The 24759-nt window shown below is 56.2% G+C and carries 22 protein-coding genes; 11 read left to right on the top strand and 11 right to left on the bottom strand.

Annotation, left to right across the window (positions count from 1 at the left end; all coding sequences use genetic code 11):
- The first annotated feature begins 199 nt into the window (after window positions 1–199).
- The 6 genes from P1U45_RS06225 (at window position 200) to P1U45_RS06200 (ending at window position 7000) form a co-directional block, all read left to right on the top strand.
- Window positions 200–1912 (top strand): molecular chaperone HscC, encoded by a 1713-nt coding sequence (locus P1U45_RS06225; RefSeq protein WP_301058240.1) that lies wholly within the window; start codon window positions 200–202, stop codon window positions 1910–1912.
- Window positions 1902–2870 (top strand): hypothetical protein, encoded by a 969-nt coding sequence (locus P1U45_RS06220; RefSeq protein WP_301058238.1) that lies wholly within the window; start codon window positions 1902–1904, stop codon window positions 2868–2870. Before P1U45_RS06225 ends, P1U45_RS06220 begins: the two co-directional genes overlap by 11 nt.
- Before the next feature lie 160 nt (window positions 2871–3030).
- The gene (locus P1U45_RS06215; RefSeq protein WP_301058236.1) at window positions 3031–3909 is read left to right on the top strand and encodes a 3-hydroxybutyryl-CoA dehydrogenase; all 879 of its coding nucleotides are present in this window, start codon (window positions 3031–3033) and stop codon (window positions 3907–3909) included.
- A 183-nt stretch (window positions 3910–4092) separates the two neighbouring features.
- Window positions 4093–4902: a hypothetical protein gene (locus P1U45_RS06210; protein WP_301058234.1), complete on the top strand. Its 810-nt coding sequence runs from the start codon at window positions 4093–4095 to the stop codon at window positions 4900–4902.
- Window positions 4903–4999: 97 nt separating this feature from the next.
- Window positions 5000–6079, top strand: a complete 1080-nt coding sequence (gene hisC, locus P1U45_RS06205) for a histidinol-phosphate transaminase (protein WP_301058232.1) — start codon at window positions 5000–5002, stop codon at window positions 6077–6079.
- Entirely contained in the window at window positions 6080–7000 is a 921-nt protein-coding gene (locus P1U45_RS06200; RefSeq protein WP_301058230.1) for a prephenate/arogenate dehydrogenase family protein, read from the top strand.
- Between the two features lie 68 nt (window positions 7001–7068).
- Here P1U45_RS06200 and P1U45_RS06195 read toward each other — a convergent pair whose 3' ends face one another.
- The 3 genes from P1U45_RS06195 to P1U45_RS06185 all read right to left on the bottom strand — a co-directional run bounded on the left by P1U45_RS06195 (window position 7069) and on the right by P1U45_RS06185 (window position 12390).
- Window positions 7069–8127: a hypothetical protein gene (locus tag P1U45_RS06195; RefSeq protein ID WP_301058228.1), complete on the bottom strand. Its 1059-nt coding sequence runs from the start codon at window positions 8125–8127 to the stop codon at window positions 7069–7071.
- A 63-nt stretch (window positions 8128–8190) separates the two neighbouring features.
- A complete protein-coding gene (locus tag P1U45_RS06190) occupies window positions 8191–9834 on the bottom strand; it encodes a hypothetical protein (protein ID WP_301058226.1) in 1644 nt (547 codons plus the stop codon).
- Between the two features lie 84 nt (window positions 9835–9918).
- Window positions 9919–12390: a hypothetical protein gene (locus tag P1U45_RS06185; RefSeq protein WP_301058224.1), complete on the bottom strand. Its 2472-nt coding sequence runs from the start codon at window positions 12388–12390 to the stop codon at window positions 9919–9921.
- Window positions 12391–12613: 223 nt separating this feature from the next.
- On the opposite strand from P1U45_RS06185, the gene P1U45_RS06180 reads away from it, so the two are divergent.
- Window positions 12614–13333 carry a winged helix-turn-helix domain-containing protein gene (locus P1U45_RS06180; protein ID WP_301058222.1) on the top strand — a complete coding sequence of 240 codons (720 nt, stop codon included), beginning with the start codon at window positions 12614–12616 and terminating at the stop codon, window positions 13331–13333.
- Window positions 13334–13423: 90 nt separating this feature from the next.
- On the opposite strand, the gene purH is transcribed toward P1U45_RS06180, so the two are convergent.
- Window positions 13424–15010, bottom strand: coding sequence for a bifunctional phosphoribosylaminoimidazolecarboxamide formyltransferase/IMP cyclohydrolase (purH, locus tag P1U45_RS06175; RefSeq protein WP_301058219.1), 1587 nt, complete (start codon window positions 15008–15010; stop codon window positions 13424–13426).
- A gap of 201 nt (window positions 15011–15211) precedes the next feature.
- On the opposite strand from purH, the gene P1U45_RS06170 reads away from it, so the two are divergent.
- Window positions 15212–15667: a hypothetical protein gene (locus P1U45_RS06170; protein WP_301058217.1), complete on the top strand. Its 456-nt coding sequence runs from the start codon at window positions 15212–15214 to the stop codon at window positions 15665–15667.
- A gap of 18 nt (window positions 15668–15685) precedes the next feature.
- Here P1U45_RS06170 and P1U45_RS06165 read toward each other — a convergent pair whose 3' ends face one another.
- From P1U45_RS06165 to P1U45_RS06145, 5 genes are all read right to left on the bottom strand, one after another.
- Complete coding sequence (locus tag P1U45_RS06165; protein ID WP_301058215.1) at window positions 15686–17383, bottom strand: heparinase II/III family protein; 1698 nt, start codon at window positions 17381–17383, stop codon at window positions 15686–15688.
- A 5-nt stretch (window positions 17384–17388) separates the two neighbouring features.
- A complete protein-coding gene (rpe, locus tag P1U45_RS06160) occupies window positions 17389–18051 on the bottom strand; it encodes a ribulose-phosphate 3-epimerase (protein WP_301058213.1) in 663 nt (220 codons plus the stop codon).
- Window positions 18052–18114: 63 nt separating this feature from the next.
- Window positions 18115–18600 carry a glycine zipper 2TM domain-containing protein gene (locus P1U45_RS06155; protein WP_022694044.1) on the bottom strand — a complete coding sequence of 162 codons (486 nt, stop codon included), beginning with the start codon at window positions 18598–18600 and terminating at the stop codon, window positions 18115–18117.
- Window positions 18601–18728: 128 nt separating this feature from the next.
- The gene (locus tag P1U45_RS06150; RefSeq protein WP_301058211.1) at window positions 18729–20012 is read right to left on the bottom strand and encodes a transcription antitermination factor NusB; all 1284 of its coding nucleotides are present in this window, start codon (window positions 20010–20012) and stop codon (window positions 18729–18731) included.
- A gap of 31 nt (window positions 20013–20043) precedes the next feature.
- On the bottom strand, window positions 20044–20862 hold the full coding sequence (locus tag P1U45_RS06145) for a M48 family metalloprotease (RefSeq protein ID WP_293609980.1): 819 nt from the start codon (window positions 20860–20862) through the stop codon (window positions 20044–20046).
- A 137-nt stretch (window positions 20863–20999) separates the two neighbouring features.
- Here P1U45_RS06145 and P1U45_RS06140 point away from each other — a divergent pair, with 137 nt between their 5' ends.
- A complete protein-coding gene (locus P1U45_RS06140; RefSeq protein WP_301058209.1) occupies window positions 21000–21215 on the top strand; it encodes a DUF1674 domain-containing protein in 216 nt (71 codons plus the stop codon).
- Between the two features lie 96 nt (window positions 21216–21311).
- A complete protein-coding gene (locus tag P1U45_RS06135; protein ID WP_301058207.1) occupies window positions 21312–22637 on the top strand; it encodes a hypothetical protein in 1326 nt (441 codons plus the stop codon).
- Between the two features lie 154 nt (window positions 22638–22791).
- Here the strand turns inward: P1U45_RS06135 and P1U45_RS06130 are convergent, their stop codons facing one another.
- Together P1U45_RS06130 and P1U45_RS06125 are read right to left on the bottom strand one after the other, a co-directional pair.
- Entirely contained in the window at window positions 22792–23136 is a 345-nt protein-coding gene (locus P1U45_RS06130; RefSeq protein WP_022694039.1) for a P-II family nitrogen regulator, read from the bottom strand.
- Window positions 23133–23924, bottom strand: coding sequence for a class I SAM-dependent methyltransferase (locus P1U45_RS06125; RefSeq protein ID WP_293609977.1), 792 nt, complete (start codon window positions 23922–23924; stop codon window positions 23133–23135). Before P1U45_RS06125 ends, P1U45_RS06130 begins: the two co-directional genes overlap by 4 nt.
- 67 nt (window positions 23925–23991) lie before the next feature.
- Here P1U45_RS06125 and gloB point away from each other — a divergent pair, with 67 nt between their 5' ends.
- Window positions 23992–24759 (top strand): hydroxyacylglutathione hydrolase, encoded by a 768-nt coding sequence (gene gloB, locus P1U45_RS06120; RefSeq protein WP_301058205.1) that lies wholly within the window; start codon window positions 23992–23994, stop codon window positions 24757–24759.

The raw sequence follows: 24759 nt of genomic DNA, 5'->3' as shown, positions 1-24759 counted from the left end.
TTACCCGTATTACGGCGTTTCAGCCCTGTTAGAACCGCGCAAAACGCTCCCGATCAGGTGAAAGCTATACCGCGCTGATGACACTTTCGCGGCAGCCGCGAATTACCGCAAGTTGTGAATTTACTCTACATTTCCCCCTTGCTCTCTGCCCCAGTTCCGTCCCAAATCATGGAAGGGAAACAACTGGCGGGAGATTTGCGTGAGCGCAGAGGACACCATTATTGGGATTGATCTGGGAACGACCAATTCCCTGGTGAGCGTCTTTACCGAAGATGGTCCTGTTCTGATCAAGAACGCGCTTGGAAGCTTTATGACGCCCTCAGCCGTCGGCTATTCCGATGACGGCACACTTCTGATCGGACAGGCCGCCAAGGACCGTTTGGTTACGCATCCAAAGCTCACAACGGCTCGCTTCAAGCGGTATATGGGTACCAACCATGAAGCGATGCTAGGCAAGAAAAAGTATCGCGCCGAAGAGCTTTCCGCGCTCATCCTGCGGTCTCTGAAAGACGACGCCGAAGCTCATCTCGGCCATGCGGTCACGCGGGCCATCATTTCAGTTCCAGCCTATTTCAATGATGTTCAGCGTAAGGCAACGAAAGCCGCGGCCGAAATGGCGGGCTTGAAAGTCGAGCGCCTGATTAACGAGCCAACGGCGGCGGCGCTCGCCTATGGCCTTCAGAACCGGGATGCCGAAACCACCTTCCTTGTCGTCGACCTTGGCGGCGGCACGTTTGACGTTTCCATTCTGGAGATGTTTTCAGGCGTTATGGAAGTGCGCGCGTCCTCCGGTGATGCCTTTTTGGGCGGCGAGGACTTCACCGACACGATGATGGCGCATCTCGCTGAGAAAGCCGACCTCACACTCGACAAACTGTCCGCAGAAGAAACCTCACGTCTTCGCGCCGTTGTAGATACGCTGAAGCACAGGCTGACCGAAGGTCATGAAGCAAGCGCCAGCTTTGTTCTGAAAGGCAAAGATGTCCCGCTGACCATCAGCCGCACGACGTTTGACGAGATCACAGAGCCACTGACCAAGCGTATTCGCCTGCCAATCCAGCGCGCCATTTCAGACGCAGGCCTTAAGGCTGAAAATATCGACCGGATTCTTCTTGTCGGCGGCGCAACCCGAATGGATTGCGTACGCGGCCTGATCACGCGGCTGTTCAAGCGCTTTCCGGAGCACGACATCAATCCGGACCATGTCGTAGCCCTCGGCGCAGGCGTTCAGGCTGGCCTCGCTTCCCGCCATGAAGCGCTGGACGATATGGTGATGACGGACGTTGCGCCGTTCACGCTCGGCTATGAAACCTCAACCGAGATCAGCCCGAACGTCTTCGAGCACGGTCATTTCTCACCGCTGATCGAGCGCAACACCGTCGTTCCGGTGAGCCGCTCTCACGTCACCTACCCGCTGCAAAAGGGCCAGACGGAAATCCTCTTCCGGATTTATCAGGGCGAAGCACCGTTCGTAAAAGACAATGTCAAAATCGGTAGCCTGTCAGTGTCCATCCCGCGCAACACGAAAGACTATGAAGCCGTCGATGTCCGCTTCACCTATGACGCCTCCGGTATTCTGGAAGTTCTGGCAAAGGTCATCTCCACCGGCAAGGAAACCCGTCTCGTTATTGAAGGTAATCCGGGCTCGCTCAGTCAGGCTGAGATAGACGCCCGCCTGATAGCGCTGGAGGGGCTGAAAATCCATCCGCGCGACCAGCAGGAAAACACGGCATTCATGGCCCGCCTCTCAGCGCTTTATGAAAGCCTGCTTGGCGGCGAGCGGGAAATGGTGCGCGAAATCATTCGTGAATTCGAAGGCGCGCTTCACTCACAAGATGCGCGCGTGATCGCAGATTGCCGCCAGCGCCTTGAAGAACCGGTCGTTCGACTGGAAAACAAAGATGTCTTTTGAAGACCCGTTTCGCTATTTTGAACTCAGCCGGAAAGACGCGACCGCCGCGGATGTGAAACGCGCTTATGCGAAGCGGTTGAAAGTGACACGGCCGGACGATGATCCGGCCGAGTTTATGCGCCTGCGCAAGAACTTCGAGAGCGCGCTCAACTCGATCAAATGGCGTGATGAGGATCGTGCCAACGGTTATGACGATACATATGAGGACGAGGAAGAAGACAGCGACGCAGACAATGTACTCGCTGATAATCCGCCACAGCCTCCGGTCAGCGCAGAGCCCGAATTTGCGCAAGCACCTGACCTGGCGCCCGAAACTGTACCGCCGCCTCCTGCGGGGGCTGAGTGGTCCGAAGATGATGCAGACCCGTTTGGGCCGCACACGCCGCCACCGGCAGAACCGGCCACACAGCCCTGGGGCTTCACGCCAGATGACCAGACACTGGTCAAGAACGCCGTGGAGCAGATTCGCACGTTGATGGACGATGCAGAGCGGCGCCAGAAATGGAGCGCCTGGCTTGCCATTCTGGATAATGAACACCTTGAAGGCATCGACACCTTCCAGATGCTATCATACCGGCTGCGAAACCTTGTCTGTCAGGAAACGAGCCCTGAAGAAGGCCGCACCGTGGCGAGGGTTTCAGACCGTATCAGCCCTACCATTCTGCTTCATCTCGATGACCGGTTCGGCTGGTCCAAACAAACTGGCACTGACTGGGTCACGCGAAATGAAAACCTCTGGATCAGCCGCCTTGTTGAGACAGCCGCCATTGCCACTGGGCGTCAGAGCATTACGCCTTGGGAAAAAGCCCAACGCGAATTGAAAGCTCAGGCAGAAGGCGGAAAACCTTCGCGTTTCTCCAAGAAGACGGAGCGCACGGTCGCCATTGCATGGATCGTCGCCCGCATTGCCCTCATCCTCGTGCTAATCAATTTCATAGGATACCTGCTGCGGGAATAATGGCCTTTCAACACGCGACAGACAGAACACGTCGTCCCAAAAAGTATCGTGCCTGCAGGAAAAAGTATCACCGCCAGAGCAAACAAGTGTTGCAGCGCAGCACGTCCGTGATAGCGTCGCGAAAAAATAGAATACCAAATATGCAGGGTAAAAGCTGGTCATGACTGAACTTCGCAAGATCGGTGTCGTAGGCGCCGGTCAGATGGGTAACGGCATTGCGCATGTGTGTGCGCTGTCAGGATACAACGTCGCTATCAACGATATTGCCGACGAATCCCTCAAAAAAGCCGATGCCACGATCCGAAAGAACATGGCCCGTCAGGTCAGCCGCGAAGTTATCTCTCAGGAAGAGATGGACACCGCCATGGGCCGGATCACCTTCTCAACCAGCATGTCTTCACTGTCAGACGTCGATCTCGCAATCGAAGCGGCGACAGAAAAAGAAGCGATCAAGGTCCAGATATTTGAATCGCTGGTGCAAGCCGTTCCGAAAACAGCATGGCTGGCATCCAACACATCTTCGATCTCGATCACGCGTCTCGCGTCTACGACCGACCGCCCGGAACGCTTTATCGGCCTGCACTTCATGAACCCGGTTCCTGTCATGCAGCTGATCGAGGTTATTCGCGGCCTGGCGACCGATCAGGAAACCTACGAAATGGCACTCGGTTTTGCCGAACGCCTGCACAAGACCGTTGCAAACGCAGAAGATTTTCCGGCCTTCATCGTAAACCGCGTTCTGATGCCTATGATCAACGAAGCCGTCTACACGCTTTATGAAGGCGTTGGCACGGTTGAAGGCATCGACACAGCGATGAAACTCGGCGCGAACCACCCGATGGGTCCGCTGCAACTGGCTGACTTCATTGGTCTGGATACCTGTCTGTCTATCATGCAGGTCCTGCATGACGGTCTCGCGGATACCAAATACCGCCCATGCCCTCTGCTCGTGAAATATGTGGAAGCAGGATGGCTTGGCCGCAAAACCGGTCGTGGCTTCTACGATTATCGCGGCGACGAGCCGATCCCGACCCGCTAGGCTAAGCTCTTCGAGCCAACAAAACCCAAAAGCGTCGCGATTAAGTCACGGCGCTTTTTTGTTTTCGGCTAGAGGCGCAACAAAAAATTGAGTGTACAGGGAAACTTTGCGACCATATCCCGTCCCAAATGATTCCCGTTCGGATCCACCTGCGCTAAGACAGGGGCCACAAAGGTAGACCAAATGAGTGACGACCAACAGCGCGTAAGTCTGGACATGCTCGAGACACGCCTGCGCGAAGCAGAAAGAGAGCTCGTGGCCGCTATTCAGAAGCGCGCGCGTGCTGGTGCGCATATGCGTACAGCTCTGCGTGGTCAGGGCGATGCACTGGCAATGGCCGTCATGACGTGTCTGGAACGCCTGAAGCGTCAGTCTGCCAAGCTGGATCTTGCCGAACTCATGCTGCGCTGGCACGTGGAATTCCCGCTCGATATGTATGATGCAGGCCTACAGAATGTGATCGTCTCCGGTGCTGAACAGCACCGCATCATGGAACAGGCGCGCAACATGTTCGGCTATGCCGCGCCGCTGCAGTACAATAAAGACCAGCGCGAATGCCTGACCATGTGCATGGATAAAGAAGGCACAATCGGCTTTATGGGCTGGGTTATGGGTCCGGGCGCTGGCCAGTGGTGGCCAATGCTGAACGAGACCCGCTATCACGACATGCGCATTGTCGGTTCATGGCCGTCTTTCAGCGATGATACGCCTCAGGCGGCCCTGATCGCCAAAGGCCCGCTGGCCGAACTGTCTGACCACCGCACGCTTCTGATTGCGCATGATGACCACCACCGCCTGCAGAAAATTTTTGCCGAAGTCGAGCTCGAAGTGACCGAGATTTCACGTGCCAGAACGTTGGTTCTGTTCGAGATCGGATTCCCTGTCTCAGAGAGCGATCCACGTCTGGTAGCCGCGCGAAATGCAGGACTTGAGGGCCTTCGTGTTGTCGGCAGCCTGCCGGCGCCGAACATCAAGGAAAGCGTCGCAGCCTGATCAGCCTGTCTCTTTCCGGACAAACACGGCTTCAATACGCGCGCAGATTGGTCTAGAGACGCTTCAACACGTTTTTCAGACTGAATGGTGACGCTCAATGGCTCCTAAGCCGCTCGCAAATGTGCTCGATATCACGCCTTACGTTCCTGGCCTCGCTGCAGAGTCCGGCTACAAGCTCTCATCCAACGAAAACCCGCTCGGATATTCTCCTGTGGTTCGTGAAGCTCTGGCGCAGAGTCTCGATCATATGGAGCTTTATCCGGATGGCGGCGCGAACAAGCTGCGCGCAGCAATTGCCGACCGTTACGGCCTGAACGCTGATCGTATTATCTGCGGTGCGGGTTCGGATGAAATCTTCCAGATGCTCGGTCACGCTTACTTGCAGCCGGGTGATGAAATCATCCAGACCCAGTTCGGCTTCCTTGTGTACCAGCTGGTTGCCAAGCAATGCGGCGCGACAACGATTTCCGTTCCGGACATCGACATGACCGCGAATATTGACGGCATTATCGAAGCGGTCACCGAGCGCACGAAGATTGTCTTCCTCGCCAATCCGAACAACCCGACAGGTACTTATGTCAGCTTTGACGAAGTTAAGCGGCTGCATGAAGCGCTGCCGAGCGACGTGCTTCTGGTGCTGGATGCTGCTTACGCCGAATACGTGAAGAAGAATGATTACGGTTCCGGCATGGAACTGGCGGGCAGCGCGGACAATGTTCTGATGACGCGCACATTCTCCAAAATTCACGGCCTCGCCGCGCTTCGTCTTGGCTGGGCATATGGCGCAGCCTCCATCATTGATGCGCTGAACCGCGTACGAGGACCGTTCAATGTGGGTAGCCTTTCGCAGATTGCAGGCATTGCGGCGCTTGAAGATAAAGCCTTTGAAGAGAAGTCCGCAGAGTTCAACCAACGTGAACTCGCGCGCGTTTCCGAAGCCATTGGCTCAACCGGCCTTACGGTTTACCCGAGCGTTGCAAACTTCGTGCTCGTCGAGTTCTTCCCGGAAGGCCAGTACACAGCAGCGAACGCAAATGCAGTGCTGCGAGAGAATGGCCTTATCGTGCGTGATGTGACCTCTTACGGCCTGCCAAATTGCCTGCGCATGTCCATCGGCGTCAAAGAGGCAAATGACCAGCTGATCTCCGTCCTCACCACCTTCATGTCTGGGCGGTAAATGCCGGTTATTGATCGACTTGCCATTGTCGGGATCGGCCTCATTGGCTCATCCATAGCGCGCGCTGCTATCGCTCATGATGCGGCAGGCTCTGTGACGCTGTATGATGCGTCAACGAGCGTGCGCAACCGCGCTGGCGAGATTGATCTTGGCGAGATCGCAGACACGCTGGAAGACTGCGTGAAGGATGCGGACCTCGTCATCCTGTGTACGCCCGTTGGCGTGATGGGCCATATTGCCGAAGATATGGCGCCGCACCTGAAACTGGGCGCAATCGTCTCTGACGTTGGCTCGGTGAAGTCCGCCGTTCTGGCCGCCGTCGCGCCGCATATCCCGGCAGGCGTATCCTTTATTCCGGGCCACCCGATTTCCGGTACCGAGAAATCCGGACCGGATGCCGGCTTTGCAACTCTGTTTGAAGGCCGCTGGTGCATCATCACACCGCCGGACGAGCATGAAGATGCCGCAAGCCTCGATACCCTCACCCACTTCTGGGAAGCTCTGGGGTCCACAGTCGAGATTATGAGCGTGTCACGTCATGACCGCGTTCTGGCGATTACGTCTCACCTGCCCCACCTCATAGCGTTCAATATCGTCGGCACGGCCAATGACCTTGAAAGCGTGACTGAAGGCGAAGTCGTGAAATTCTCTGCTGGTGGTTTCCGTGACTTTACGCGTATCGCGGCCTCTGACCCGATCATGTGGCGCGATGTTTTCCTCTACAATAAGGAAGCCGTTCTGGAGATGCTGGGGCGGTTCAACGAAGACCTCGCAGCCCTTCAGCGTGCCATCCGCTGGGGCGAAGGCGAACAGCTGGAGAAGTTCTTTGAACGCTCCCGCGGCATTCGCAAATCCATCGTCGATGCCGGTCAGGATACAGACGCGGACGACTTCGGCAGAAGCCATTCACCAAAAGGCTGACCCCAACTGAAAAGGGCGCCGGACCGAAACCCGACGCCCCATGGGGAATCTACGGTAAGATTGGGAGATTACCGGAGATCAAACTGCCAGATCGTACTACACTGGCCCTGGAAAATATGGCCGCGCCAATTGCCATTGGCATCACCCCGATCAGTTGAGAGGCACCAGCCAGATGAGTTGCTCTCGCCAATAACTTTCACCTCAACACCATCGCGATAGACGTAAATCTGATCGAGCAGCGCGGCGTCAGAGCCGGTTGTGCGGATCTCAAGCGTCGTAGGAATGCCCCGCACAAGCGTTTCTTCTTCCATATCGCGGCAAATCGGCAGAATTGGCGCATTGGTATCTTCATGGAACCAGGACGTGCCGAGCGTCTCGCCCTGCGCGTTCAGATAGCTGATCATCAGCTGGTTGCCGGTGCCCTCATTCTCAACGCCCGTGACATCGCAATCAATATCTACTGAATACCGATAGACGGTTTCTAATGGCTCTTCGTAAAACGTTGACGAGCTCTGCCCCGGATTCCCAATGAAAAATAGTTCGCAGCGATCATCAGCGGCATATCGCCAGGTTCGACTTCCATCCTCGAGGTCCCGCGAAACGCAAACGCCTTTATCATCGTCTTCACCCCATTGCTGAAGGAGCCCATCCGGGCCGAATACCCGCACTCTATCGACTAGGAATGCGTCAGATGTTTGTGAATACATAAGTACCGACGCGATTGGCGTGCGAAGCCGTACTGGGATCTCAATTTCACCCTCGTTGCAACGCTCATCAGTAAAGGAGTGTAGCTCAGAGTAAAGGATCTGAGAGCGATTGGCCACGCCCTCATAGAAAGACACGTAAACTGAGGACGTACCTTCGTTTTCTACGCCAGCGACGTCACAATCGATGACAACCCGGTATCCGTAGGGATCCACTTGCTCGTACGCAAGATCATCCGTTGGCTGAAGTATTATACCAAAATTGCGATTGGTTTGCTCCAGATAAGGTGACGTTCTATCTATTATCAGATTGTCCTCATCGGGCACGGGCTTGGGGTTATACTGCGCAAATGCGGCGCCAGAGCTGAGCGTCACCGCCGCACATGAGGCCAGCACGGCCAATGTTTTCAATACGTCTCTCATTTAACGTCTCCCTTGCGTCCTCACACACATCGCGAGCATGTTCGCCCCACCCTGACGGGCAGCTTAATCCTGAAATTGAGAATTGATCTGCTGTACCTGCAGGTCTGAAAGGCTCCAGACATGCTCGGCCTCACAGCCCGTCAGAGCCGCCGCCAGCCATGGTCCATTAGCATCACTCGGATCGGTCGACAGGCACCAGCCGCGTCCATCACCAGCGAGAAATTCGGCGATTTCATTGCCGCCGCTGTAAAGTGAAAGCCGGTCAATCATGAAGCCGTCATCACCGCTGGTCGTGATCTTCACATGCTCAGCGTGGGCGCTCGCCGCAACATCAATCGTCGGCTCACCCATATCGCAGGCAAATTGCCCCGGACCTGAAATGCTAGCCTGCCCGACTTCTTCCCAATACAGGCTGTAAAGCGTCGCGGTCAGCGTGCTGGTCGTCCATTCATTGGTCAGATCACCAACAGAGCAATCAAACCCGACCGTATAGTTGAGCTCATCTGGCCGCGACACGCTGAGCGGCTGGACCGCGAACTCGAACATGCCATCATCATCGACACCGCTACCCGCCCATAGTCCGAGCATATTGCCACTCGTCTGAAGCGAAACACCACCTCCATGACGGAAGGCAGGGCGCTCATGAACGCAGATATCGTCTTCCTCGGTACGACCAAGATCTGCAGTAAACACGTCGCGGGCCGAGGTATTGTCAAAATCGGCATATTCGATTTCAGACACGCGCAGAATATCCTCGAACATGTCCTGAGGGCGCATTTGAACGGTTCTATTGTCCTGAGCGGTCCATTCGCGCGGCGGCTCACCACATGCAGCGGTATAAACGCTCGGTCGCCCGGTTGGCGTCCGGCCTGACAAGTCCGGATAGAATTCATCACCGGAAAAAGCCGACACCAGATACATCTTGCCGTCAAAGTCCATTATCAGGTTCGCGCCCTGACCGGAAACAGGCGCCTCAAATTCGGTGCACTCACCAAAACGGGTCGCATGATAGGCCAGAACGTCGGTCGCCTGCGTCCGGCAAAGACGTGCCATCACAGTGCGCGACTCGGCCCGTCCGACTGCGCTGATGGTATAAAAACGATTGTCCCTGTCATTAAAGACAAGGCCCGCAGAATAGCTGCTACCGACATTCCGATCCCTGGACATCTCATGATAGAGCGTTAGGTGATCAAAATGCGTTACGTAGCCGCTGCGTTCAATTTTATAGAATAGCGTCATGCCGCGTGTACCCACTGCAACCACCTCGCCAGTGGCCTGAATGCTTCCGGCTTCCCAGCTTGGCATGCCGATGGCAGTTGGGCAGAAGGCCGTCCAGGTAAGCTCTTCCAGCGATGTCTGCTCGTTGATCGGGTCCGAGAACACCAGGAGACCGCGGCACTCATCGGCTCTCGCATTGGGTGCCAGCTCGCGAGACATGCTCAAAACGACCCGTCCAGTTGCGGTCATCGTAATGCCGCGCACACGGTCGTCTGGACCAATCAGTCCGCCGTCTTGTGTCGTCAGATTTTCCAGACTGGTTCGCGCCAGATTGGCTTGCGAGCCGGTCATAGCCTGAAGCTGCTGAAGCAGGTTTTCTGCTGGCGGCGTATACTCATCAGGGCCGAGTGCATGCGCAGGGCTCACGCCCATTGCGGGCACAAGTAATGCAGCACACGCCACCATCAGATGTTTCATTGGTGATTTCATAAGGTCCTCCGCGTGCGTCCCCACGCATTCGCAAAAAAGGGACACCAGCCGACGTGAAGGGCGTGTCGGCTGGTGTCAGTCAGGCTAAAGGTCGAATTCCCAATAGGTCCGGCAGGTATTCTCGTAGGCGTGTCCCTGCCAGCTGCCATGCGCATCGCTTTCCTGTGTCGAGAGGCACCAGCCGGAGTCGTTGCTGCCACCCAGCACCTTCACCTGAACGCCATCGCGTTCAACGAAGATTTGATCGAGCATAGCGCCATCGCTACCCGCGGTATGGATCTGCAGATAACGCGGCGTGCCGGTGACAATCGTATCCCACTCCATATCCCGGCAAATCGGGAGAATTGGCGCGTTGGTATCTTCCTGGAAAGAGCTCCGGCCGATCTCACGGCGGTTAGAGTCCAGATACACAGCCGTCAGACGGCTACCCGTACCTTCGTTGTCGATGCCGTCCACGTCACAATCGATATCAAGCGAATAGCGATGTGTCGTCGTATTGCCGCGCTCTGCGAGAATCCGGTCACGCGGATTATCAACCGGGAGGTTTGAATAGCTCCAGGTATGTTCGGACGTACACACCCCATCTGACGCATATTGCCATGCGCCCTGCCCATCGCCTTCGTCGGTCGACAGACACCATCCTTTGTCATTATTCGCACCAAAGGTAGCGACGTCATCGCCATTACGGTTGAGGATAACACGGTCAATCATGAAGGCATCGCCGCTATCGGTACTGATTTTCACGTATTCCGCATCGCCATTCGTCGTGGCTTCGAGTTCAGGGTTCGTCCAGGTACAATTCCGTTCATGGAGATCATTCCGGCTGGCCTGACCAACTTGCTGCCAGTTGCTGTCATAGAAGGTCGCTGTGATCGTCCCACTCGTCCAGTCATTGGTAATATTCTCGGTCGAACAGTCGATGCTTACGGAATAGCGCTGCGTCGTTCTGATACCGTTCTGAGCGATGATCGCGTCGCGCGGGTTCTCAACCGGCAGATTTGAATAGCTCCAGGTGTGCTCTGACGTACAAATGCCGCCCGCTGCATATTCCCAGCTTCCGCGTCCATCGTCAGCGTCGGTCGACAGACACCAGCCACGGTCATTGTTCGCACCGAAAGCAGAAATCTCTACACCCTGACGATACATCAGAATGCGGTCGATCATGAACGCGTCAGATCCGTTCGTGCTGATCTTCACATATTCGGCTTCGCCATTCAGCGTGGCCTCTAATGCCGGATTTCTGATGAAACAAGCGCCATTGGAGATATCATCGCGCGCCGCACGGCCGAGCTCTCTCCAATTGCGATCATAGAAGGTCGCTGTGATGGTGTTACCCGTACCTTCATTGTCGATGCCATCAGTAGCGCAGTCGATTGCCACAGAATGATGAACCGAGCGCGCGCCTTCCGGCTCCAGAATCTGGAACGAAAACTCGAACCCATCGGTTTGAAGCGCGACGGGCGGATTCTGACGACCTGCCCAGAGCGCAACCATTGTTCCATCGGTCAGTGTGGACACACCACCCGCAAAGCGGAAAGATGGTCGGTTCTGAACGCAGGTCTGTATTTGCTGTGTGCGACCCACATTCTCCTCATAAACCACTTGCGAAGTCGTATTGCGCCACTGGGAATAGTTGATCCGCGATACGCTCACGATATCAGTGTAGGGTGTCTCTACATCCCAGCCCAGAATAAGCGCCTGAGCGCCATCAGCCACGCAGCGGCTTTCATACCAGGCGGCTTTTTCTTCCTGGGTGATATTCTGATCATCGGGCCAGAACTCGTGAGAAGGGAAGGTATTCACCAGAAACAATGCGCCATCGCTGTTGAACATCAGGTTCGCGCCCTGCGATGAGATAATCGTGTCGAAGGTGACACATTCGTTGAATGCCGCGTTGGTCGCGAGGTTTGCATGCGGCGCGGTACGGCAGAGTTCAGCTCGGGCCGCCCCAACACGAACCGGGCCGCCCGCATTGATCGCATAAAACCGCTCGTCTACCGGGTTAAAGGCGATGCCGGAAGAATCCCGTCCCACATTTTCCATGTTGAGATTGCGCAGCCGCTCCATCCGGCCCTGTCGGTCAATCCGGTAAAATCGCGAACCGCCATGCGTGCCGACAATGATCACATCACCAACAGCCTGAATGCTGCTCGGGTGGTTCTCGGGTGAGTCATCTGCAGACGGGCAGTAAATTTGCCAATCAAGGTCCAGGCCCGGATTGTGCGGATCAAACGGCGTGGAATACGCCAGAAGTCCGTTACACGTCGTGCTCGGATCATTGCTGCGCGACAGGCTGACAACGATACGGCCAGAGGCGGTCATCGTGATACCCTGAACGTGATCTCCGCCGGAAAAGCCACGGCCATATCGGCTGACCAGACCATCAATCTCGGTATTTACCAGCGTCGATTCGCGCCCACTTATCTGGCGCACCTGATAGAGAACGTCACGAGACGCCGGTGTTATCTCATCCTGAAGCCAGGCATGAGCTGTCCCGCTGCCCGCCATCGCGCCTAGCAGACTACCTGCCGCAAGCGCCCAAGTTTTCCATTTCATCTGCAAATCATCCTCCGCCTGCATCCCCACACGATGCGTTGGAAGCCTAAGAAGCAGGCAGAGCTTTCCTCAAATGGAGAAACATGAAGAGCGACTTGCAGAAAAATGAAGATGCTTAAAATCAGGGGGTTACAAACCTGACGCAAAGCCGCGATAACCTCAGTTAAAGTTGCATTGCCACTACATTCGGGTATGGCATGCGCAGCGATCGGGGACTTTTACCTTGCCAACCAGAGTGATCTATCAGTTTGATTCTTTCGAACTCGATCCCTCCCGCATGTCCCTTTTTCAGGGCGGCGAACCGGTAAAGCTCGAGCCACAGGTCTTCCGACTTCTCCTGTTATTGGTTGAAAATCATGCCCGCATTGTGCCTCGTGAAGAGATCAATTCGGTCATCTGGGATGGCCGGCTTGTCTCCGATGCGGCGCTTGCCAGCCGTCTACGCTCAGCCCGCAGCGCTGTCGGCGATAACGGTTCGGAGCAACGGCTCATCAAGACCATTCCGAATACAGGTCTACGCTTTGTAGGAGAGGTTACCGAGAAATCGGTCGAAACCGGCGCATCCAGAGCAGTATTAGACTGGGTCGAACGCTACGGTGTTTTCGCGGCAGGCGGCGTTGTTGCAAGCGCCGTTGTCGCGGCAGGCGTGTGGCTCGGTATCACCTATGCTGAACATCAGGCACTGGAAGCCCAGTATGTGCATACGCCGGATGCCGCGATTTCCGGATACAACAATACCCGCTTCTTTTATGTGGACCGGCATGATTGCATGCGGCTCTGCATCGAACAGACAGATTTTGTCTGCCGGTCGTTCGATTACTACAATCTGGAAAACGCCTGCGATCTGTCTGAAGAAACTGCCGAAAGCATTGGCGGGCTGAAGACCGACTATGAGCTGCCGCAGTCATACGACCATTACGCCCGGATCATGCCGGGAGAGTAACCCGTCTGCTTAGTTGGCAGCAGCCCTGAGCAAGTTCCATCGCGTACCCCGGATGAAAATCCGGGGCAGCTAGCGGTCAATTGAAAAAGCCTAGTGACGGAAGTGGCGCATGCCCGTAAAGACCATGGCAAGGCCTGCTTCATCGGCAGCGTCGATCACGTCCTGATCCTTGATAGAACCACCCGGCTGGATCACGCAGGTCGCGCCCGCTTCTGCGGTCTGCAGCAGACCATCAGGGAATGGGAAGAACGCGTCGGACGCTGCAACGCATCCCTTTGTGCGCGGCACGGACCAGCCCGCGATTTCCGCTGCATCTTCAGCTTTACGCGTCGCAATACGTGCTGAATCCAGACGGTTCATCTGGCCTGCGCCAACGCCTGCCGTAGAGCCGTCTTTCGCATACACGATTGTGTTGGATTTGACGTGTTTTGCGACACGCCACGCGAAGAACAAATCCGCCCATTCCGCTTCGGTCGGCTGTTTTTTGGTGACGACTTTCATGTCGCTGCGCGCCACGAAACCACGGTCCTGATCCTGAACCAGAAGACCGCCCGCAACTGCTTTCATGAAGACGCCCGGAGCCTTCGGGTCTGCAAGACCGTCAGTCAGAAGAAGGCGGAGGTTTTTCTTCTTTCGGAAAATCTCTTTGGCTTCTTCGTCTGCACCCGGCGCGATGACGACTTCGGTGAAGATTTCAGTGATCTTTGCTGCCGTTTCGCCAGTCAGCGGACGGTTCAGCGCAACAATACCGCCAAAGGCAGATGTGCGGTCGCAGTCATACGCTTTGATGTAAGCGTCGAGCGGTGTCTCGCCCAGCGCAACACCGCACGGGTTTGCGTGCTTGATGATCGCAACCGCCGCCTGCTCATCGCTTGGGAACTCGCTGACGAGTTCAAACGCGGCGTCCGTATCGTTGATATTGTTGTAGGAAAGCGCCTTGCCCTGAACGAGCTCCGCTGTCGCTACGCCGGTACGAATTTCAGGTGTCTTGTAGAAGGCCGCATTCTGGTGCGGGTTCTCACCATAACGCATGACAGAAATACGCTTGCCGCCGAAGGCGCGCCATTCCGGGCTCTCTTCGCCGAGTTGATCGAAATACCAGTTCGAAATCGCCGCATCGTAAGCGCCAGTGCGCGCATATGTTTTCGCGCAGAGCTTCTTGCGGGTCGCGAGCGTTGTTGCGCCGTTATTGGCTTCCATATCCGCAATTACTGCGTCCACGTCATCGCCATCTGTGCAGACAGATACGAAGGCATAGTTTTTAGCCGCGGCGCGCAGCATAGCCGGGCCACCAATGTCGATGTTCTCAATGCACGTGTGGAAGTCGGCGCCTTTGGCGACTGTCTCTTCAAACGGGTAGAGGTTCACATAGAGAAGATCGATGCCTTCAATGCCATGCGCTTTTGCCTGTTCGACATGTTCCGGATTGTCGCGCAGGTGCAGAAGACCGCCATGAACGACAGGGTGCAGCGTCTTCACGCGGCCATCCATCATTTCCGGAAAGTTCGTGACTTCAGAAACGTCTTTTACCGGAATGCCAGCATCCGCGATGGCTTTCTTCGTGCCGCCGGTGGAGAGGAGTTCCACACCAAGCTCGCTGAGCTTCTTAGCACGGTCAATCAGGCCGGTTTTATCGGAGACGGAAATGAGCGCGCGTTTAATTGGAAGATCAGACATTTGTGAATGAGCTTTCTTGGCTGAAGTCGTGAATTGCGCGTGGCATAGGCGGTTTCCGGACGAAAATCCAGTCGCCAGAAACGCCAATTTACGCAAGGAGACATGATTGCAACAACGCCCCTGAATTGCGCGCACCTGTTTTTCACGTTGCACGCTAGAACGAAACTGAGGCAAGCTGTCTTCAAAGTCGGGGGAACAGTAATGAAACCAGTCCTATACAGCCTGTCAGCCGCAGCGATCGCGCTTCTGGTCTCAGCGTGTGCATCGCAACCGGCTTCGCAGAGTTCGACTGCCAGCGATGACGAGTTGATGCAGACACTTTTACAAGGTCGCTCCAATGCCGATCAGTCGGCTCTGGATTCTCGTATTCAGCAGGCTGGTTCATATCCGCTTGGAACGCGCCAGAACCCGGTACGAACCGATATGCCGCGCGGCCAACATGCTTATCTGCGCCGTCTGAGATGCTCTGACGGAAACGCACCAACCTATCGACGCGCAGGTAGCGGCGGCGCTGGCGCATACGGCTCAATTATCGATATCTACGAGCTGAACTGTGAGGGTGGCAGCCCGTCAGAAGCGACCGTCATTATGGATATGTATCACCGAGGGTATGTAGAAACAGAGGCGGTGCCCGGCTTCACCATCGTCAATCCGTAACCTCTGGTCTCCGGATAGCTAAACGACCTTCACGAAGGCCCATTGAACGATATTTGCCGGATTGCTGGCGTCACCATTCGGATCGGCATCGCCTGAGAGCACAAGCTGCCAGCTTTTCTCGACCTTGCCACGCGCCAGATAGACAGTTCGTTCGATCGATTTACGCTCATGCTTGGTCTTGAAAACCCAGGCAGCGCCGCTCGGCAGAATGATACGGATATGGTGCCCGTCCGGCTCTTCCGGCCGCAGGGTCACAGACGGATGCATATGGAAGCGGATATCGTATGGAATCGCTTCTGTATCTTCTGTCAGACCCGCCGATAAAGGCCGGAACAGCGTATCCTCACCTGTCAGGCGGCGACCGTCTCCATCCATGTACAGGCGGCGACGATAGACAAGACCATGGGTGTCCTTCCAGCCGCTATGCTGGCTATCAATCCAGATCGTGTCTTTCTCTTCCATGCGCTTGGCCGACACACCCGTCGGGCCGACGGGCGCCTGAAGCCCCATGGACCTCACGGGCACAAATTGAGAAGCATCAAATCCGGTGACGGCGAGCGTCGAATGTCCGCTCGTGCGACGTGTTGCGCCGCTCCAGACGGGCGGAACATCAACATGACTGCCGCAATTGGTGATGATGCGTTCGCCCTGATCCTCAAGCTCCAGCGCCAGACAGCCAGCATGCGCGCCCGTGCCGAACTCACCCGGCGGCGCGTGGCCGGCATCAAGTGTCATGCGCGTGCCTTCGGCTTCCAGCTTGTGAATGCCCGTCTTGGTCGCGAACGAGAACGCGCGCGTATCTGAATAGGGATAAAGCGCGTTTTTAATGTCTTCGCGATTGCCCTCACTACTGCCATTCATAATCGGCAAGCCGCCATCAGACAGGCGCAGGAATTTCAGCATGCCCGCAATACGCGGCATCATCTTGGCGACAAAGCTGAGTGTCGGACGCCCCGTCCGCAGATAGAGATCATCTATCGTCTGCAGATCGAGAAGCACGTTGAGAACCATCTCCGGATTGCGGCTGATATGGCCGCCATCAGCGAGAATCTGATCGTTCAGCGTGAACTCAAGCTGGGCTTCAAGAGATGCAATACGGCGCTCGCCCTCATCGGCGGCAAACGCCATCGCAAGCTGGGTAAAGAGAGATTTCAGAACGGCGATCGGCTCTGGGTACTCACCCGTCGAATGCTGAAGGTGGCGCATCTGGCGCATAAGCGAGTTCATCACCTCGCTGTCAGCCCCGTGATTTTCCAGAAGGATCGGTCCTGCAACCAGCCAGTTCCAGACACGCTCTGTCGTCACCGGCAGACGCCAGACAAAGCCGTTCCACTTGCCGAAATCTGCAACCCAGTCCGTCAGCAGTTCTCTGGCGCGGCGATGCCCTTTCGGGCCCACAGCCATCAAATGGCGCATCCATTCAAAGCGATGGAGACGGTCTGCAAAATGACGGGACGGGTTTGGAACACTCCACGGGGAGGCATTCGGCGCGAGTTTGAGCTCGCTCTGCCCGATATGCCAGACACCTGCAAGAATGTCCTCGCCAATCGCCGGATCACCATAACGAAGGCTTTGCGGATAGAGGCTGAGTTTGTGGGGCGCAGGCCCCGAAAGCTTCATCTTGTAAACCGATGTCGCGCGCGCATCCTCACCCAGGCGGCCGAGGAAATGACGCCATTCAGACAAATCGCGTTCGGCAGATGAGCTATCAACCACTCCGATCAGGCTCCGGGTCTTAGCGCGGCAATATTCGTCGCATAAGCATCCGGGCCGCCTTTGAAGACGGCTGAGCCCGCAACAAGCGCATTCGCACCGGCTGAGATCACCGCCTGAGCATTATCCGGTTTCACACCGCCATCGACTTCCAGAATGATATCACGGCCTGTGGCTTCAATCATTTTGCGAAGGGCTTCAATCTTACGCAGCTGGCTGTCGATAAAGCTTTGTCCGCCAAAGCCCGGGTTCACAGACATGACAAGGATCATGTCGATGTCATCCATCACATAATCGAGCACTTCGACAGGTGTTGCCGGGTTCATCGCAACACCCGGCTTCATGCCGTGCGACCGAATAGCCTGCAGCGTGCGGTGGAGGTGAGGCCCCGCTTCCGGGTGAACTGTCAGAATATCTGCCCCTGCATCGGCAAAATCAGCGATAAACTGATCAACCGGCGCAATCATCAAATGCACGTCGAAAGGCTTTTTCGAGTGCGGACGCAGAGACTTGATGACAGGTGGGCCGAAGGTGAGGTTCGGCACAAAATGGCCATCCATCACATCGACGTGGATCATGTCAGCGCCACCTTCATCAATGGCGCGCACTTCTTCTCCCAGCTTCGAAAAATCAGCAGAGAGAATAGAGGGGGAAATAAGGACTGAGCTCATTCCCCCTGAATACCAAGGTGCGTTCTTCATCACAAGGCGAAGAACGCGCCCTGAACATGGTTTTTAATATGGTTTCGGTGTCACGCGGACAGCGTCTTCGCCGAAGGAAACATAGACCGGTGTACCGACCGCAATGGCCGGCTCAACGCCCTGAACGATTTCCTGGATCTGGCCGTTGCCAAAATCGATGGTGTAGGCGTAGCCAGGGCGTGTATTCGCCGCTTCGCCGACTTCGTTACCAATGACGCCGCCAAGAACCGCACCGGCAACCGCGCCAGCTGCGCGCTCGTCATCGCCGCCGCCAACGTTAGAGCCGGCAATACCACCGAGGATCGCGCCAGTTGCCGCGCCCAGATAGTTGCGGTCCGGACGGATCGTGACCGGCTGAACGCCGATGACAACGCCTTCGCGGATCGTGGCCGTTACGCCAACGCCAGACGCCGTACGCTCTGAACCGCTATAGCTGTTTGCACAGCCGCCAAGAGCCACAAGACACCCGATACCGGTTGCGATAGCGAGTGAACGATAAGATTTACTCAGAATGGGCATAACATCAGCTCCACATAAAATTCCCGTGCCTCAATTCTGAGACTCGTTGCATGAACTGTATATGAACTGATCGTGGCGCAAAAATGTTAGTTGATGAAATTTCCGAGAGGTTTCCTGAAATTTCAGCTCTAACGACGCTCCAGCCTTGCAATGTAGAACACGTCACACCCGTCAGGAATGTCTGTGGCCTCCGGAAGCGTCAGCACATCGCCCTTTTCTGTGATGGCGTTTGCAAAATCCGGCACATCGTCACCCGTGACCGATGCGCGAGACCAGTCTCCATGCTCGGCCAGAAACGCCTCGACGATTTCAACACCCTCACGCGGCAATGGCGTGCACACGCAATAGACCATGCGACCGCCCGGTTTGACGAGGTTTGCCGCCGCCTCAATCAGGCGCGCCTGAATCTGCGGGAAACGCGCAAGATCAGCTTCGGTCTTAATCCACGGGCCTTCAGGGTGACGACGCAGCGTTCCGAGCGCAGAGCATGGGGCATCAAGAAGCACAGCATCGAACGGTGCAGGCGCGTCCCATTTGGTTGCATCGGCAGCCACACATTTCGCCGTGAGGCGCGTACGTTTCAAATTCTGTTCAACAAGACGCATACGCTTGGCCGCGCGATCAACCGCCGTGGTCTCAGCACCGCTTGCCGCAATCTGCATGGTCTTACCGCCGGGGGCCGCGCACATATCCAGCACAGCCTCACCCTTTTTCGGTGACAGTATGTGAACAGGCAGAGTGGCGGCCACATCCTGCACCCACCAGGCGCCAGCCTCATAGCCCATAAGATTTTCAACGATGCCTTCAGCAAGACGAAGCGACGTCGGCCCTACAGGCTCTCCGCCCATGCGCTCTGCATAGAGTTTGCGATCTTTCGGCACGGTGAGATCAAGCGGAGGCTGATAGCGTTCAGCGCGCGCCATTTGCGCTGCGCCTTCTTCGCCGAGCGCCTTCACCATCATGTTCTGAAAATCGGCCGGCCAGACACTCATCGGGTCTTCGTCATAGACTTCGAGATCATCTTCACGCAGCTTGCGCAGCACCGCATTGATGAGGCCGCCCGCCTTGCGCGCGCCTTCAACGCCCCGCGCAGCTTCTACCGTTTCAGAAACAGCCGCATGCGGCGGTGTTTTCAGCGCCATAATCTGCGCCGCACCTACGCGAAGAACATTTCGTACGTCAGGGTCGAGCTGTTCAAAATTGCGCCCCGTCACTTTGGACGCCAGCACCATATCCATCTGTCCGAGCTGGCGGAGCGCCGCAGACACAATCGCACGGGCAAAACCGCGGTCCGGACCTTCAAGCGCAGAAAACCGCTGATCCTGGGAGAGGGCTTCGTCCAGGGTCTGGCGGTGATCAAGAATACGGGTGAGCAGCGAAACGGCTGCAATACGAGGGCAATGCTTTTTCATCGCGGCCCACTAGCACACAGCATCGAGCCTGTCAGGCCGCCTTTGCAAAGGAAAGCCGCTTCAGTTCGGCCACGCGATGCGCCATTGGTGACTTTTCCGGATGAGACGACGCGTAGATGGCATCGCGCGGGTTTACAGTCGCCAGACGGGCAATCATCGGCACGCCCTCAATGGCGGACAGATTGGACGAGCGCACGCCATGCTCCAGTTTCTGGAGCGCAGACGTCATGATCGCGCTGTCTTTGCAAAGCTGGGCAGCGAACGCATCAGCGCGGCAATCCGGGCGCAATACCTTCTTACTGAGGCGGGTGAGCTGGCTCTCCGCATCGCCGAACAACCGGCCCATGCTGACAAAACGCAAAAGGCCACGCAGGCCCAGTTTCGTCGCAATGATGGACATGCCGAGCGACATTGCAGTGGTCACGCGCTCGCCTGCCTTGATGTGTCCAAGCTCGTGCGCCGTAACAGCGGCAATCTCGAGACGTGTAAGCGTTTTGAAGAGGCCGGTTGTGACGATAACCCGCCCGCTTGAACCAGAAGCGCCAATTGAGAATGCCATAGGCAAGGGCGTATCAATGATGGAGAAACGCGTGCGTGACATGCCCGCAGACATGCAAAGCCGGTTTGTGTCACCCACAAACAGTCTGTGCATCATATTTCCAGCTGAGGCTTCCGTGAGCGTATGAGCTTTAAGATGTTTCAGAACAAACTCAGGCGCTGCATTGTACCAGATCAGCACAACAAGCACAGCCAGAACTGCCAAAAGCCCCGCGATTACGGGTCCGCCGATCAGCCAGCCAAGGCATGCGGAGAGAAAAGCGGCGAAAAGGTTGACCTTGAGAAGTGCCAAGGCGTCCTCCTTCATTTATGTTTTGACGGGTTTTGTTCAGATTTCGACCTAGAATGTACAGCCAATGCTTAACAAACCCTGTGCAATTCTTTAGTGAGCGATAAAAATTCGTCACATCTTCTCAAGGCGTAAATTCCATGACTGACACACCTGATCTCCCAGAAGGCGCCGCAAAAGACAAAAAGCTCCCGCCTGACGCGATTCGCGCGTTAGAAGAGGCTGCCGAGCGTCGTCGCGCCGCTGAAAAAGCCGCCCAAGAGGCTGAAACAGAGAAAGAATTCAATGGCCCACGCGGTCTTGAGCCGACCCGAAATGGCGACTGGGAACGCAAGGGAATCGCTTACGATTTCTAGTGATCGGGGAAGCAACTGGTAAACAAAGTCCAGTTGGCCCATGGCTTGCACATGACTGTCGAAACTGCATTTCGGCTATGTCAGGGAGCTGAGGCCATGCCAAAACTGAACACTTTCCTCGCTGCGACGCTTTTCGCGTCTACATTCGCAGCAACAGCTTATGCCGGTGAACCCGGCTATACAGGCTCACGAACCCATCCGGGCCATGCGTCTTCTCAATATGGTGCCCAGACTGGCCATGTCCTTTACGGCAGCGCGCAAGCGCCGACCTATCGGACATACGGTTCAGTTCAGACATCTGCGTCCAGCCACGCACAGGCGTCTGCATCAGCATCTGCCTATGGCTCTTCGTCCAGCGCTTATTCAAGTGCGAGCGCTAGCTCCCACAGTTCTTACAGCTCTGCCGGCTCATCTTATGGTGCGGGCTATGGCTACACCGGCGCCACTCATGGCGGCCCGAACTATGTGATGAACACCGCTGGCCCTGTCGACATTTACAGCGATGAAATCATCTGCACCCTGCATGGCGAAGAAGTTCCTTGTGACGCAATCCCTGGCCTTGCCGAAGCGCTGCGTGCGCAGGGCATGAGCTCTATTGCCGATGCGCTTCCAGCATATCGCGGCGGTCCTGCCGTCGACTACATGTATGATGGCAGCTATGCGTCTGGTTATGGTCAGACAAGCTACGCCCACAGCGGCGCAAGCTATCAGGGCTCTTCCTATGCAAGCGCTTCCAGCTCGTCTTACGCGGCAGGATACGGGCAGACATATACCCCATCTCACCAGTCCGGATCTTACCATCACGGACAACAGGAAGTCTGGGTCACACCTTGCGGCCAGGTCATCACGACAGTTTCCGGTCATATTCCTCCGTGCAACGCACCGGTTTATTACGAGCCGGCACCAGCACCTGCGCCAGTGGCTGTACGGCTGACTGACGGTACGGTCTTTGCGATGTTCGGCGGCGTCGGCTCCGGCGTTCACGGTGAATATTATGGCGGTGGCGGCACCTATATCGAGGGCGGCGCAACCTATTCAGGCGTACTGAACCACGCAGCTTCGAACTACACATTCCGTCGTCGCACGCGTGAGCATAACCCACCGAGCAATCCACCTCATAACCCGCCTTGCGGTGGTGGCGGCGGTGGCTGCGGCGGTGGCGGCCATGGCGGCGGTCACGATGGCGGTGGCCATAATGGTGGCGGCAACTATGGCGGCGGCTGCGGCGTAGGCGGTGGTTGCGGCGGTGGCGGAAGCCATGGTGGCGGTCATAACGGTGGCCATAATGGCGGCGGTTACCATGGCGGCGGTCACAATGGTGGCAACTATCATAACGGCGGACGTGGCCGTGGTGGTCGCGGCGGTGGCCACAATGGCGGCAACCATGGCGGTGGCGGCGGTAGCTGCGGCGGCGGTTGCTAACCCCGACACAAGTTTCAGTAGATTAGAGTATTGTACGCAAAAACCCCGGGCACACGTCCGGGGTTTTTCGCATCTGATTTCAGGGCGACGGACAAAAGAAAACCCCCACAGCCGAGGCCATGGGGGTTAATTCTGTAGTTATCCGAAACCGGACTTAAGCTTCGATCGCCTGTGCGTCGCGCTCGCCTGTACGGATACGCATAGCGCTTTCCAGACCAGTGACGAAGATTTTGCCGTCGCCGATTTTGCCTGTGTTCGCTGTTTCAGAGATTGCAGAAACGATTTTGTCTACAGCTTCAGCTGCACACGCGATTTCTACTTTCACTTTTGGCAGCAGACGGACTTCATATTCCGTGCCGCGGTAAACTTCGGTTTTGCCTTGCTGACGGCCGTAACCGCGTACTTCAGTAACCGTCAGACCGGTTACGCCCAGCTCTGTGAGGGCATCAAGAACAGCATCGAGTTTCGATGGTTTAAAGACTGCAGTTACAAATTTCATGGCGTCGTCTCCTTGCGCTGTGTTAGGTGTGTAACATATGCAGATTGCTCACGCAACTGCTTTTTTGTGATCATTGCGGGCCTCATATTTGATGGCGCCACAACCCGCACCTTGGAAGGAGTCGAGGGATCGATCCTGACCCGTTTTACTCCCTCAACAAGGTTAACCCCCCCAATATTCGGGAGAAATAGCTCACCCACCCGTTCCCAGCCTTCACTGGCAGAAGTGAACATTTTCCAGTCAACAGGTGGTGTATACAATGCACGTGTCCAGGCCGATGGCTCTATAAGCGCGTCACGTAAGAGGCGCTTTGTCTGGCGGCGTGAAAACGGTCGTCCGTGTCCAAACGGCGTATTATCTGAAAGTGACCAGGCACCGGAACGGTTCGGCACGACAACCAGAATATGCGCTTCGGGTGCTGCCACCCGCCAGATTTCGCGCAGGAAGCGGGTGTAGTTGCCTGTTTCCTCCAGAGCGTGAACGATCAGAATGCGATCGAACACAGCGTCGGGAAAGGGCAACTCTCTTTCAGCAGCGACAACGCTCGCCGATCCGCGATCTGTGGGCGTCCAGGCATGTCCGCCCTGACTTGCGGGCATCAGACTGACAAGCCGGCGCGGCTCACCTTCAAGTGATTGGAGATATGGCGCAGCATAGCCGACACCCAGAACATCCAGACCGGACAGATTGCCCCAGAGACCGTTCACGCGCTCCACAATGGCACGAAGCGCACAGGCACCCAGCGGCGTCTCGTAAAAATTAAGGAGTTCAGTTACGTCCAGTCTCATCTCGTCTCGCACGCCCAACGCTGTTAGGGTCTATCATACAAAGATATCCAAAGGGGAAAGTTCCGCCATGTCAGCATTAGAAATTCATCAGTTTCCATGTCTGTCAGACAATTATGGCTATCTGGTGCACGATCCGCTCTCCGGCGAGACGGCTGTCATCGATACACCGGACGCTGACCGCATTCTCTCCGAAGCGAAGTCTAAAGGCTGGACCATTACCCAGATCTGGAACACGCACTGGCACCCGGATCACACCGGCGGAAACCTGAAAATCAAAGACGAAACCGGCTGCGTCATTATCGGACCGGCAGGCGAGGAAGAGAAAATCCCGGGTCTTGATCGCGCGGTAACCGAGGGCTCGCTCGTCAATCTTGGCACTCATGCGGCCCGCGTACTGGACCTTCCCGGCCATACGCTCGGCCATTGCGCCTACTCTATGGAAGATGATGGTCTGGCATTCGTCGGCGACACGCTTTTTGCGCTCGGCTGCGGGCGCTTGTTTGAAGGCTCCGCAGAGCAGATGTGGAACAGCCTGTCCAAGCTGAAAGCCCTGCCAGAAGATACGACGATTTACTGCGCGCATGAGTACACTGCAGCCAACGCCAAATTTTCGGTCACGATCGAGCCGGAAAATGAAGATCTTGCCGCCTATAGCGAACGCGTCATCGAACTTCGTAGCCAGAATAAGCCGACCGTTCCCACAACGCTCTCTGCTGAACTCGCTGCCAATCCTTTCCTGCGTGCTGATGTTCCCGAATTGCAGAACGCCATGGGCCATTCAGGAGACGCGGTTGCGACCTTTGCTGAAATCCGCAAACGCAAGGACAGTTTCTGA

Origin of the sequence: Ponticaulis sp. (assembly GCF_029210165.1) — a bacterium.
Lineage (GTDB): Bacteria > Pseudomonadota > Alphaproteobacteria > Caulobacterales > Hyphomonadaceae > Ponticaulis.
The sequence above is the reverse complement of the archived record's forward strand: the minus strand, read 5'-3'. Positions and strand labels throughout refer to the sequence as shown.